Here is a 12,178-nt window from a genome sequence, read left to right as displayed (position 1 = left end):
CATCTTTTGCTGTGACATGACCTTCCGGAGACCGCCCATGACACTCGCGTTTCGCCGTGCCCTCGCCGTTGGCTTTGCACTCTTCGCCGTCTCCGCCGCTGCCACCGCGCAGGATTTCAACGCCGCACCGCCCAATGCAGAACGGCAGAGCCCGGCCATTGCGGGCCAGACACGCGCGCCGGTGATCCCGGCGGAACCGGCACTCCGGCGCGAGGTCATCGCCGACGGCCTGCGCCATCCCTGGGGCGTGGATCAGCTTCCGGACGGGAGCTGGATCGTCACGGAACGCCCGGGTCGCATGCGGATCGTCACGCCCGACGGGCGGAAGTCCCGCCCGATCGACGGTCTGCCCGAGGTCGACGCCCGCCGGCAGGGCGGACTGCTCGACGTGACGGTCGCGCCGGATTTCGCGACCAGCCGCCGTGTCTGGTGGAGCTATGCCGAACCGCGCGGCGGACGCGAGAACGCCACCGCCGTGGCGACCGGTGTCCTCTCACCCGATGCGCGCCGCATGGAGGACGTCAGCGTCATCTTCCAGCAGCAACCGGCGGTTGCCTCCGGCGCGCATTTCGGCTCGCGGCTCGTCTTCGACCCCACGGGCGCGCTCTTCGTCACGACCGGTGACCGCTACGGCCCCCGCGAATCGGCGCAGGATGTCGGGACGCATCTGGGAAAGGTACTGCGCATCTCGCCCGGCGGCGGCGCGGCACCGGGAAATCCCCGGATCTCGCGCGGCCTGCCGGAGATCTGGTCCTACGGGCACCGCAATATCCAGGCCGCCGCCATCGCTCCCGATGGCGCCCTCTGGACCGTCGAACACGGGCCGAAGGGCGGCGACGAGTTGAACCGCCCCCAGCCGGGCCGGAACTACGGCTGGCCGGTGATCTCCTACGGCGAGGAATACTCGGGTCAACCCATCGGCAGCGGCAGTACCGCCCGGGAGGGGATGGAACAGCCCGTCTACTACTGGGACCCGGTGATCGCCCCCAGCGGCATGGCCTTCTATGACGGCGCGCTCTTCCCGGACTGGCGCGGCTCGCTGCTGATCGGCGGCCTGGCAAGCCAGGCGCTCGTGCGGCTCACGCTGGAAGACGGGCGCGTCACCGGCGAGGCGCGATACCAGGAGGGGCGCGGCCGGGTGCGCGACGTCGACGTTGCCGCCGACGGGTCGGTGATCATCCTGATCGACGCGAATAACGGATCGCTTGTCCGGCTGACGCCCGACGGCTGAGCGCCGGCTCAGGAAGCGTCCGGATCGTCCGGCGGCGGATCGTTCGGATCCTTGGGTTCGAAATAGACGAAGAACTCGTAGAAGCAGTAGAACGCGATCCCGAAGCAGATCATCCCCCAGATGTCCGAACCGGCCCAGAATTCCAGAACGGCCCAGCCCAGCGTGAACGCCACGATAGCGATGCGCCGCCAGAGCGGGGCGAAGAACGGGTGATCCCGGTCGAGCAGTTTCATGGGGCGATCACGATCCTTATGAATGTGCCACGTCGCGTTCCGCTTTCTCTGCCTGCCCATGGCGCCAACGTCCAGCCCTAAGCGGTCCGCGCGGCGGCACGGGCTCACCTGAACGGACAAATGGTCACCCACCTTGAACGGGTTCAGACCCTATGCTACCCGCCGAGGGATCGTTACCCCCTCCGGCGCAGGGGATGGCGCGCCCTCCGGACCGGCTTGTGAACAGCCGCCGGGGACGGTGCGGGCGCGAAGGGGGAACAGGACAAGAAAATGAAACCGCGCCATGCGCTCACCGGGTCCGGGATCGACCCGCGGAATCCGCATCGCCTCCCCCGAACAGATGCGCCGCGCCGCGCATCGAAGCACGCATAGGATGTTCGCCATGGACCCGGAGTCCGCCGCCGCGCCGCACCGCCGCTACAACCCGCTCACGGGCGAATGGGTACTCGTCTCGCCACATCGCAGCCAGCGCCCGTGGCAGGGCCAGCAGGAAGAAACGACGCACGAGACGAAACCGCAGTACGACCCGTCCTGCTACCTCTGCGCCGGCAATACCCGCAACAGCGGCGCCGTGAACGCCGACTACACGGGCCCGTGGGTCTTCGACAACGATTTCCCCGCCCTTCTGGCGGACGGCCCCGTCGGCGCGACCGACGATGACCCGCTGTTTCGCGCCGCCAACGTGCGGGGCACGGCCCGCGTCATGTGCTTTTCCGAGCGGCACGACCTGACCCTGCCGGAACTGCCCGTCGCCTCCATCCGCCAGGTCGTGGACACCTGGGCCGGGCAGATCGAAGAGCTTGGCGCGACCTGGGACTGGGTCGCCGTCTTCGAGAACAAGGGCGCGGTCATGGGCTGTTCGCAGCCGCATCCCCACGGCCAGATCTGGGCGTCGGACTTCCTGCCCAACGAGGTGGTGGCGGAGGATACCCACCAGAAGCGCCACCTGGAACAAACCGGGCGCGTCCTGCTGGTGGAATACGCGGCGGCGGAGGCCGAACGCGGTGAACGTGTCGTCGTCGAGAACGAGCACTGGCTGGCCGTCGTCCCCTGGTGGGCGATCTGGCCGTTCGAAACACTGGTCCTGCCCCGCCGCCACGTGCTCCGCCTGCCCGATCTCGCGCCGGCCGAGCGGGACGCGCTCGCGGACGTGCTCAAGCGGCTCTGTACCCGCTACGACAACCTCTTCGAGACCGAATTCCCCTACACGATGGGCTGGCACGGCGCCCCGACGCGGGACGGTGCCTACGACCATTGGCAGCTACACGCGCATTTCTATCCGCCGCTGTTGCGCTCGGCCACGGTTCGTAAGTTCATGGTCGGCTACGAAATGCTGGCCGAGGCCCAGCGGGACCTCACCGCCGAAAGCGCCGCCGCGCGCCTCGGCGCCCTGTCCGACATTCACTACAAGGCCCGGTCGCAGGCCGCGGCCGGCAATGGGAGCGCCACATGAGCGACGAGGCACTTTCCACCCGCGTCGCCGATGCCTACGAGGCGTATTTCGGCACCGCGCCGGAGGTTGCGACCTCGGCACCCGGCCGCGTGAACCTGCTGGGCGAACACACCGACTACAACGGCGGCGCGGTGCTTCCCATGGCGTTGCGCGGGCTCGGCGTCGGTATCGCCATCGGGCGCGGGCCGGAGCCCGGCGTGCTCACCGCCTATTCCGATACTTTCCACGACGCCGAAACGCGGCGGATCGATGAAAGCGCCGCAGGCAGATGGTCTGACTACGTGCTCGGCAGCCTGAAATCCGTCGCGGAGGCGGACGTTGCCGAAACGGGGGCGCGCATCGCGCTGATCACGACATTGCCCATGGGCGCGGGACTGTCGAGTTCAGCGGCCTTGGAAGTGGCCTGCCTGCGTGCGGCAAGCACCCTCTTCCAGAGGCCCATGTCGGCGGTCGACATCGCGGTCAGGGCACGGGCCGTCGAGAACGGCTTCGTCGGCATGCCCTGCGGGATCATGGATCAATTCGCCGTCTCGGTCGGCAAACCCGGCGAAGCGCTGTTTCTCGACACCCGCACCCTCGAACATGCACCCGCCCCGGCCCTTCCGGGCCACCGTTTCGTCGTCGTCCATTCCGGGGTCAGCCACCAGTTGACCGAGGACGGCTATGCAACCCGTGTTGCCGAGTGCGCTGCCGCCTGCGACGCGCTCGGTGTGGAGATGCTGAGCGATCTGGGCACAGACGACCTCGACCGGCTGACCGGCCTGTCTCCGGTGCTGGAACGGCGGGCGCGCCACGTGATCACCGACAACCAGCGCGCGCGCGACGGGTTGGCTGCGCTCAAGAATGGCGACGCGCCTGCCTTCGCGCAGCTGATGATCGACAGCCACGCCTCGGAACGCGACGACTTCGAGATTACCGTGCCGGAAACGGACGCGCTCGCCGCCATGGCGCTTGAGTTCGGCGCGCTCGGCGCACGGCAAACCGGCGGCGGTTGGGGCGGCGCCGTTGTCGCGCTCGTGCCGGATGCAAATGTAGCGACGTTCGGAGAGGCCGTGACGGCCCGTTTCCCGGATGCACGCGTGCTGGCAATCACCTGACTGCAAGCGGCGCCGGGTCACCGGCGGCGCCGGAACGCCGGGATCAGTTCACCGGGGTCAGCAACGGGCGGCCCTCGAAATACGCGGTAAGATTGTCGCGCTGCAACTGCCCCATGGCATTGCGGGTCTGCTCGGTGGCCGAGCCGATGTGGGGAAAGAGCAGCACGTTCTGCAGCGCCGAAAACCGCGGGTCGATCGTCGGTTCATTCAGAAAGACATCGAGCGCGGCGCCCCCGAGCCGGCCGCTCTGCAACGCCTCGATCATCGCCGTTTCATCCACCGTCGTGCCGCGCGAAACATTGATCAAGACGCCGTCCGGACCAAGTGCGTCGATAACCTGCCGGGAGACGTAGCCCTCGGTCTGCTTGCCCCCCACCAGAACCACGAAGAGCGCGTCGACCGCCTCCGCGAGCGAAACCGGATCCGCGTGGAATTGCCAGGACGCCGGGACAGGCTTGGGCGCGCGGGAGTGGTAGTGAATATCGCATTTCATTGCCGCCAGCCGGTCGGCAATCTCGCGGCCGATGCGGCCGAGACCGCAGATCCCGACGCGTCGCCCGCTCGCGCTCCTGGTAAGCGGCATCGCGCCTTTCTCGCCCCATGCCCCCGATCGTACCCAGTCGTCCGCGGCGGCCAGGTTGCGCGCCTGCATGACGAACAGCGAGATTGCCAGGTCGGCCACGTCGTCGTTCAGCACGTCCGGAGTATTCGTCACGCGGATTCCACGGTCCGACGCCGCGGCCACATCGACGGAATCGTAGCCTGCGCCGTAGTGCGCAATGAGCCGGAGCGATGGCAGGCTGTCCATTTCGGCCGTACCTATGGGGTCGTGGCTGGAATAGGCAACCGCTTCCGCCGCCGCCCGCGTCGATGCATCGAGACCGGCGAGGTCGCGACAATGCGGCAGGAGCCGCAGGTCAAAGGCCGCCTCCATCGCCGCGACATCGACTTGCCGGAAACGACCTATGGCAATCAGCAAGGGTTGGGGCACGCGCTTCTCCTTCGCAAGTGGGGGCCAGGTCAGGCCGCCGGGAGACGTCCTACTCCCATTCGATAGCGTTGAACACCCGTGCACCGCCCGGCGCAACCATCCGATCCGAAATGTTTTTTTCATCCGGGATCTGTCGCGAACGCGGCCGCCGCGCAAAGGCGCACGACACGCGAAGTCGCCGGATTCACACAGACCCGCGCCCGAGCCGCGCGAACTCTGGCGCCAATGCGCCCACCCATTGACCACCCGACGACAGCCAGCCCGATCCGAATGCGCGTGACAATCCAACCGGCACCCCCGCGCCGGGAGCATGCACGCCGATGCTGACAACTGGAACACGGTCGTTCGGCGAGCCACACGGCGGCGACACCGGTGCAACCACCGCGACGCCCCGCGCATCAGACGGAATTGACGGTCCATTGGGTTTGTCGGACGACGAGGGCCACCACCCCAGCCGCGCGGCTTCAGGCGCCAATACGCCCACCCAGCGAGCACGCGGCGACGGCCAGCCCGTTCCAGATGCCGGTGACAGTCCAACCAGCGCCCCTCGCTAGGAGAATGCACACCGATGCTGGCAACTGGAGCACAGTCGCTCGGCGAACCGCACGGCGGCGACACCGGTGCAAGCACCGCGACGCCCCGCGCATCAGACGGATTCGTCGAGCCGTGGGGTTTGCCGGATGACGACGGCCTCGCCGAACCGCCCGCCTGCACACCGCAAACGTGCCTTTTGAGGCCGCGCCATGGCGCGATACGCGGGCGGTGCGGGTCGGCGGGGGTCAGAAGAGCTCAACGTCGGAGGCCGGCGCTGGGATCTTCGGCGTCGGTGCAACGACGCGAACCGGCGCTTCGGTCATCACCCGCTGGCGCACCTTTCCGCTGCGTGGCCAGAACTGTATCCGCCGCGCATCCGTTCCCCCGAGGCTCATCGCGGCAACCGAGATCTCCTCGCGCTGGCAGAACTCCCGGACGAACTGGCTGTTCCGCGCCCCGATATCGCTGAGACCCGCGATCATGCGGGCGCCGCCGAAGAGTTTCGCCCTGAGGTTGCGCCGCTCGGCACCATTCTGGAGCAGGCGGTTGATCAGCAGTTCCATGGCGTTGGTCCCATAGAGTTTCCGGCGCATGTCGTTGTCCTTACCTTCGGGCAGCAGGATATGGTTCATGCCGCCGACGCCCCTGTCGGGGTCCCAGATGCATGCCGCCACGCAGGACCCGAGAACCGCTGTCAGCATCGCGCCCTCGTCGGCAGACACCGCCAGTTCGCCCTGACCGATATGAAACGTCTGCCCTGGCTGGCCCATCAACGTCCCTTCCATTGACCGCGACCGGCCTCCTTGAGAATTGCCGATGCGACGCCGTCCAGGGGTTCGGTGATACGCACCGCTCCCAGTTCCGCTGCCACGCGCGGCATCCCGTAGACCACGCAGCTTTGCCGGTCTTGCCCGATCGTGCGCGCGCCCGCGTCGTGGAGTTCGCGCATGCCCTCCGCACCGTCGCGCCCCATCCCGGTCAGGATCACGCAGACGACCTGCGGCGCAACCGGCACGGCGGAGCGGAAGAGCACATCGACGGAGGGACGGTGCCCATTGCATTTCTCCCCTGGCTCGAGCCGGCACCAGGGCCGTTCGCCGCGCATCGACACCACGAGATGGGAGTCCCCGCCCGGCGCGATCCGCACCTCGCCCTGCCGGATCTCCTCACCGTCGCGCGCAAGCGCCACGTTCGGCGAAATCCGCTTGGACAGCCGCTCCGCGAAGCTCTCCAGGAAGCTGGCCGGCATGTGCTGCGCAACAAGGACCGGCGGGGCGTTTCTCGGCATCTCTCCAAGAACGCGTTCCAGCGCGTCGACGCCGCCGGTGGAGGCTCCGATCAGGACGATCTTGCCATTCCACTGGAACGCCTCGCCGGACGGCACCGGGCGCGGCGTGCGCCCGGGCACCTGGGCACTGGCCGCGACGAACACGCGCTCCGCCAGGTCGTGAAGCGTTTCCCGTGACCCCGCGCGCGGCTTGCCGATGCAATCGACGGCTCCGAGCGACAGCGCCTCGATGGCCGCGTCGCTGCCACGATGCGTCTCGGTCGAAAGCATGACCACCGGCATCGGCCGGAGCCGCATGAGCTTTTCGAGGAACGTGATCCCGTCCATCCGCGGCATCTCCACATCCAGCGTCAGGACATCGGGGTTGGTGGCCCGAATGATCTCCCGCGCCTGATAGGGTTCGGACGCCTCCCCCACGACGTCAAATCGCCCGTCCATCTGCAGACATTGCCGAATAATTCCCCGCATTGTTGCTGAATCGTCCACAATCACGACGCGTTTCTTCATATGCATGGCTCCGAATTTCGGTGTCCGGCCCGGGTCACGGGCCGGAGGTCAGACCGGTTGGGCTAGAATTCTTCCCAGTCGTCGTCCGCCTCGACCGGCGCGGGGGCCGCAAGCGCCGTGTTGGCGGCAGCCCGGGGAACCGGAACATCGGCCGGACGCGGCGCCGGCGTGGCGACCTGCGCTGGCGCCGAAACGGGCTTCGCGACCGGAGCGCTGCCTGTCCTGAACCGAGCCATGGTCTCCGTCAGAACCCGCGCTTCGCGTGTCAGCGCCGTGCTGGCGGCGGTTGTCTCCTCGAACATCGCCGCATTCTGCTGCGTCACCTGGTCGAGCTGATTCACCGCCGTGTTGATCTCGGCAAGGCCGGTGGACTGCTGCTGCGCCGAAACCGCGATTTCCGACACGTGGCCGGCGATTCCGGTCACGGTCTGAACGATCCCGGCGAGCGCCTCGCCCGTCTGTCCCACAAGATCGACGCCGCGCCCGACGTTCTCGCCGCTGGCCGAGATCAGGTCCGCGATTTCGCGGGCCGCCGCGGACGAGCGCTGTGCCAAGGCCCGCACTTCGGACGCCACGACGGCGAATCCACGCCCGGCCTCCCCGGCACGCGCGGCTTCGACGCCGGCGTTGAGCGCGAGCAGGTTGGTCTGGAACGCGATATCGTCGATCACGCCAATGATCTTGGAGATCTGTTCGGAGGACGACGAGATCTCGCCCATTGCGTGAACGGCCTGCTGGACGATCTCACCGCTCTTCTCGGCGTTCTCGCGCGCCTCCTCCACGACAGTGTTCGCCAGCGATGCGCCATCCGCCGCGCTGCGCACGCTCGACGTCAATTCGTCCAGCGCGGCGGCGGTCTGCTCCAGCGTCGCCGCCTGCTTTTCCGTGCGGCGCGACAGATCCTCGGCCGCGGAGTTGATTTCGTTGGCCTCGCCCCGAATCGAATCCGCATTTGCAACGACCTGCGCCATTGCCTCCCTCAGGTGCGACACCGAGCGATTGAAATCGAGCCGGAGCTGGTCGTAGTCGGCCGCGAACACCTCGTCGAGCGCCACGGTAAGGTCGCCGTCGGCAAGCCCGTTCAATCCGATCCGCAGGGAATCGACGACGTGCGACTGCGCCTCCTCCATCCGCGAGCGCGCGTCCTCGGCCTGGCGGAGGTCCGCGACCGATTCCGTGGTGTCGGAGGCCATGAACAGATACCGCATGGGCGTCCCGTCGCGATCGAGCACCGGGTTGAAACCGCCCTCCAGCCAGCGCGCGTCACCGCTCTGCGTCTGCACGCGGAACGTGCCGTTGACCGGCTGGCCGCCTTCAAGAACCGCCAGCATCTGCGACGCCTCCATGGCGCCACTGCCATCGCTGCTGACAAGGTCAAAGACGCTGGAACCGGCCAGTTCCTCCATCGAGCGTTGGAGACAGGCGACAAAGTTGTCGTTTGCCATGAGCACGCGTCCGTCGGGCGCTGTTTGCGCCGTAACGAAGTGGTTTTCGATCGCCGACATCAGCGCATTTTGCAGCCGGATCTGCGTAACGTCCTGCCACTCGACGACATAGCCGAGAAACGCGCCGTCCACGTCGGCGATGGCACTCACGTTCAACGCGAACCGCGTATCGCCAACCTCCAGTTCGACCGTGGTCGGCAGCGACTCCGGATCGCCAAGGATCTCGTCGGGGTTGTCCGGATCCGTCTGGAACAGCCCGACCGACTGTCCCACGAGCCCGTCGGGGGCGAAATCCGCAGCGACCGCCCGAAGGTGCTCCACATGCGCCGCGAGGGTCCGCTGCAACGTGTTGTTGACGAACAGGATGCGCCTGTCGCGCCCGACCATCATGATCGCGGCCGAAGAACCATCGAGCGCGGCACTCTTCCGGAAATTGTCCTGTTCCGCCTCGCGCGCGGCGACAAGCGCAATCCGGAACTCCTCCAGCGTGCGCGCGATATCGCCAACCTCGTCCTTGCGGCGAAGGTCCGGAACATCGAGATCCAGGTTTCCGCCGCTGACCGCGGCCATCGTCGACTGCACCCGCCGCAGCGGTTGCGAAATCCCGCGCGAAAACAGCCAGGCGATCGCGCAGATCACCACCAGCAGGCCCGTGGTCTTCAAGGCGACATCGTAGATGTAGGCCCAGGACGCGGCATAGAGCACGTCGAGCGGTTCCTCACCGACGACGGCCCATGTATTGCCCGAAAACGCCACGTGGTCGTAGGCCGCCAGAGCCGGAACACCGGCAACCGATGTCTGCTCGACGGTCCCGGTCCGTCCCTTCATCCCCGATGCGGCCGCCGGGGAATCGATTCTCGCCGACGACGGTGTCCGGCGGTTCGCCTCGCGCAGGTCGCTGCGCAGAACCTTGTCTGCCCCGACAAGGTATATCTCGGTGTGCTCGGGCAATCCTTCCGACGCGTTCATGATCGCATCGACCGGCGCGATCGGAACCTGCGCCGCGAGAACACCGAGCGGGCTCCCGTTCGGCCCGGACAAGGCTTGCGCCGCGAAGGCAACGCGGGCGTCTCCTGCCGGCGCATAGGGTTCGAAGTCCGAGAAGACCACCGTGCCCGCTCCGCTTGCCATCGCGTCGGCAAAAGCCATCCCGAGGCCCGCGGCGTCCGGATTGCCGGCGACATTCGTGCCGAAGTCATCCGCCTTCTTCATGGAGTAGACCACATTGCCCTCGGGATCGATCAGATACACGTCGTGCAACCCGTTGCGCTGTGCATGCTCCAGAAAAAAACCATGATATTTCGCATGGTTGGTCGAGTACTGGGATCCGTCTCCGGCATCGGCGAGATCCTCGCGCCTCGCGGCCGCGTTCGGATTGTCTTCGATGTAGAGCCTGCGTACCGCCCCGGCCGGGTCCGCCTTGTCGATGTACCGAAATCCAAGGCCCAGCGACGTCAGGGCCTTCTGCGTCGTGGGAAGCTCCGCCTGCATCTCGATGTCGAGCGCGGTGTCCCTGAGAAAGGTCTCGAAATCCGTCGCGCGCGCAGTCGTCGCGAAACGAAGCTGCGAGGTCGCCTGGGAAACCGACTGGCTTCGCATGTCGAGCCAGCCCAGAACGGCCGTAACCGCAATTGCGGCCCAGGCGAGGAATGCCATGATCAACGGCAGTTTGATCGATAGCCGGACGTTACGCAGTAATCCCATGAGTTTGGACCCTCAACTTGACGCTGTCGCGGGCGCAAAAGCCCCGCACCGGCCCGTGCCGAGACGTACCCGGGCCGGAAATCTCCGCAACCATTCGCGCCTAGCGATGAAAATTCGCTTAAGTTGCGCCCAGAGATCGCACCAACGCCCCGATCCGCCCGGCCGCCCGCAACGCAGGCTTGCCAGAACGCCGCATCGTGCTACCCTTACGTCACGCACGAACAGGGAGAATGACATGCGCCTGAAAGTGACCCTTATTGCACTTGCCGTTTCCGCACTGCCCGCCCTCGCGGCCGCGGAAGGCTGCGGCTGGCAACACATGAAGGACAGCGCCAATACCTGCCCGACCGGGAGCACGCTCGACGCCAAGACAGGCACCTGCGTGAAGCTGACCACGAGTTGATCGAGGCGGCGGCGACGCCATCCACGACACCCGGTCAAGGCGGTCGGTAACGCCGCCTTAAAGCGTCTCCCCTAAGCTCCTCGGGACGGTTTCCTCAGGAGCTTGAGACGTGGAGAACAGCCTAACGCCCTTGCCGATCGCGGCTCCGGTCGTCGGTGTCGGCGACCTGTCCGCATCGCAGGCGGATTTCGGTGGCATGGCGGACGACAGCGCCCGCCCTGCCCGCATGAACCTCAACAAGCGCCAGAAAGCAGCGGTCATCGTCCGGTTGCTGCTGTCGGAAGGCGCGGACCTGCCGCTTGCCGACTTGTCGGAAGACGCCCAGCAGGAACTCACCCAACAATTCGGCGAACTCCGCCTGGTCGATCGGGACACGCTTTCCGCGGTCGTGCGCGAATTCCTCGGGGAGATGGAAGGAATCGGCCTGACGTTTCCGGGCGGCATAGAGGGTGCGCTCGGCATGCTCGATGGCCACCTGAGCCCGGCGACATCCGCACGGCTGCGCCGCGAGGCCGGTGTGGCCGCCCGCGGCGACCCGTGGGAGCGGATCGCGGGGTTGGCGCCCGACCGGCTTCGGCGCGTGCTGGAGGAGGAGAGCCCCGAGGTCGGCGCGGTCCTTCTGTCGAAACTCGGCACCGGGCTCGCCGCGGAGCTTCTCGGCGACTTGCCCGGCGAAAGGGCGCGAACGCTCTCCCTCGCCATCTCGCGAACCGGAAAGGTCCTGCCGGAAACGGTGCGGCGCATCGGCCTGACACTGGCCGCACAACTGGATGCGGAGCCGATCGGCGCCTTCGACGAGGACCCGGTCCAACGGGTCGGCGCGATCCTCAATTTCAGCCGGGCGGCCACGCGGGATGACGTCCTGGAAGGGCTGGACGAGGCAGATGCGGAATTCGCGGCCGAAGTGCGCCGCCAGATTTTCACCTTCGCAAATATCCCTGCCCGCATCACGCCGCGCGATGTGCCACGCATTATCCGCGGCATCGACCAGGCCGTCCTCGTATCGGCGCTGGCCTTCGCCGCGGAGGACGCGGCATTGGCCGCGTCGCGCGACTTCCTCCTCGACAACATGTCCAAACGCATGGCGGATGGCCTGCGCGACGAGGTTCAGGAAGCGGGCACGATACGTCCCGACGAGGGCGAGGAAGCCATGAATGCCCTGATCGCGGAGATCCGGCGCATGGTCGACGACGGGGAATTGCTGTTGGTGGCCGAGGAGGAGTAGCGCCAGTCACCGGAAGGGCGCGCCGTCACGCATCCGCGCCCTTGTGATACCCCCTCGTCCCGCCTAT

The 12,178-nt window shown here is 67.1% G+C and carries 10 protein-coding genes; 5 read left to right on the top strand and 5 right to left on the bottom strand.

From position 1 onward, the window contains the following. Positions 1-37: 37 nt before the first annotated feature. On the top strand, positions 38-1,231 hold the full coding sequence (locus tag ARC39_RS05965) for a PQQ-dependent sugar dehydrogenase (RefSeq protein WP_068111456.1): 1,194 nt from the start codon (positions 38-40) through the stop codon (positions 1,229-1,231). An 8-nt stretch (positions 1,232-1,239) separates the two neighbouring features. Here the strand turns inward: ARC39_RS05965 and ARC39_RS05960 are convergent, their stop codons facing one another. Next, positions 1,240-1,464 carry a hypothetical protein gene (locus tag ARC39_RS05960; RefSeq protein WP_201455720.1) on the bottom strand — a complete coding sequence of 75 codons (225 nt, stop codon included), beginning with the start codon at positions 1,462-1,464 and terminating at the stop codon, positions 1,240-1,242. A gap of 382 nt (positions 1,465-1,846) precedes the next feature. Between ARC39_RS05960 and ARC39_RS05955 the strand changes: the two genes are divergently transcribed. Both ARC39_RS05955 and galK read left to right on the top strand, forming a co-directional pair. After that, positions 1,847-2,917, top strand: coding sequence for a UDP-glucose--hexose-1-phosphate uridylyltransferase (locus ARC39_RS05955; RefSeq protein ID WP_149866324.1), 1,071 nt, complete (start codon positions 1,847-1,849; stop codon positions 2,915-2,917). Further along, the gene (galK, locus tag ARC39_RS05950; protein ID WP_068111453.1) at positions 2,914-4,014 is read left to right on the top strand and encodes a galactokinase; all 1,101 of its coding nucleotides are present in this window, start codon (positions 2,914-2,916) and stop codon (positions 4,012-4,014) included. The genes ARC39_RS05955 and galK overlap by 4 nt, the downstream gene beginning before the upstream one ends. Positions 4,015-4,057: 43 nt before the next feature. On the opposite strand, the gene ARC39_RS05945 is transcribed toward galK, so the two are convergent. From ARC39_RS05945 to ARC39_RS05930, 4 genes are all read right to left on the bottom strand, one after another. Further along, the gene (locus tag ARC39_RS05945) at positions 4,058-4,948 is read right to left on the bottom strand and encodes a 2-hydroxyacid dehydrogenase (RefSeq protein ID WP_149866335.1); all 891 of its coding nucleotides are present in this window, start codon (positions 4,946-4,948) and stop codon (positions 4,058-4,060) included. Positions 4,949-5,784: 836 nt separating this feature from the next. Continuing rightward, complete coding sequence (locus ARC39_RS05940) at positions 5,785-6,309, bottom strand: chemotaxis protein CheD (protein WP_068111448.1); 525 nt, start codon at positions 6,307-6,309, stop codon at positions 5,785-5,787. Further along, positions 6,309-7,334, bottom strand: a complete 1,026-nt coding sequence (locus ARC39_RS05935) for a protein-glutamate methylesterase/protein-glutamine glutaminase (RefSeq protein WP_149866323.1) — start codon at positions 7,332-7,334, stop codon at positions 6,309-6,311. The genes ARC39_RS05940 and ARC39_RS05935 overlap by 1 nt, the downstream gene beginning before the upstream one ends. A gap of 62 nt (positions 7,335-7,396) precedes the next feature. After that, the gene (locus ARC39_RS05930; protein ID WP_068111442.1) at positions 7,397-10,483 is read right to left on the bottom strand and encodes a methyl-accepting chemotaxis protein; all 3,087 of its coding nucleotides are present in this window, start codon (positions 10,481-10,483) and stop codon (positions 7,397-7,399) included. A 235-nt stretch (positions 10,484-10,718) separates the two neighbouring features. Here ARC39_RS05930 and ARC39_RS25810 point away from each other — a divergent pair, with 235 nt between their 5' ends. Both ARC39_RS25810 and ARC39_RS05925 read left to right on the top strand, forming a co-directional pair. After that, on the top strand, positions 10,719-10,886 hold the full coding sequence (locus ARC39_RS25810; protein ID WP_161470937.1) for a hypothetical protein: 168 nt from the start codon (positions 10,719-10,721) through the stop codon (positions 10,884-10,886). A gap of 109 nt (positions 10,887-10,995) precedes the next feature. Beyond that, a complete protein-coding gene (locus ARC39_RS05925) occupies positions 10,996-12,111 on the top strand; it encodes a flagellar motor switch protein FliG (protein WP_236545131.1) in 1,116 nt (371 codons plus the stop codon). The last annotated feature ends 67 nt before the right edge of the window (positions 12,112-12,178 follow it).

Source organism: Tropicimonas marinistellae (assembly GCF_001509585.1).
Taxonomy (GTDB): domain Bacteria; phylum Pseudomonadota; class Alphaproteobacteria; order Rhodobacterales; family Rhodobacteraceae; genus Tropicimonas; species Tropicimonas marinistellae.
Note: the sequence above shows the minus strand (reverse complement) of the source record. Positions and strands in the feature narration are given on the sequence as shown.

Excerpts from the sequence above, each read along its gene's own strand:
- ARC39_RS05965 (WP_068111456.1), top strand. The coding sequence starts at position 38 with ATGACACTCGCGTTTCGCCGTGCCCTCGCCGTTGGCTTTGCACTCTTC.
- ARC39_RS05960 (WP_201455720.1), bottom strand. The coding sequence starts at position 1,464 with ATGAAACTGCTCGACCGGGATCACCCGTTCTTCGCCCCGCTCTGGCGG.
- ARC39_RS05955 (WP_149866324.1), top strand. The coding sequence starts at position 1,847 with ATGGACCCGGAGTCCGCCGCCGCGCCGCACCGCCGCTACAACCCGCTC.
- galK (WP_068111453.1), top strand. The coding sequence starts at position 2,914 with ATGAGCGACGAGGCACTTTCCACCCGCGTCGCCGATGCCTACGAGGCG.
- ARC39_RS05945 (WP_149866335.1), bottom strand. The coding sequence starts at position 4,948 with ATGGAGGCGGCCTTTGACCTGCGGCTCCTGCCGCATTGTCGCGACCTC.
- ARC39_RS05940 (WP_068111448.1), bottom strand. The coding sequence starts at position 6,309 with ATGGGCCAGCCAGGGCAGACGTTTCATATCGGTCAGGGCGAACTGGCG.
- ARC39_RS05935 (WP_149866323.1), bottom strand. The coding sequence starts at position 7,334 with ATGAAGAAACGCGTCGTGATTGTGGACGATTCAGCAACAATGCGGGGA.
- ARC39_RS05930 (WP_068111442.1), bottom strand. The coding sequence starts at position 10,483 with ATGGGATTACTGCGTAACGTCCGGCTATCGATCAAACTGCCGTTGATC.
- ARC39_RS25810 (WP_161470937.1), top strand. The coding sequence starts at position 10,719 with ATGCGCCTGAAAGTGACCCTTATTGCACTTGCCGTTTCCGCACTGCCC.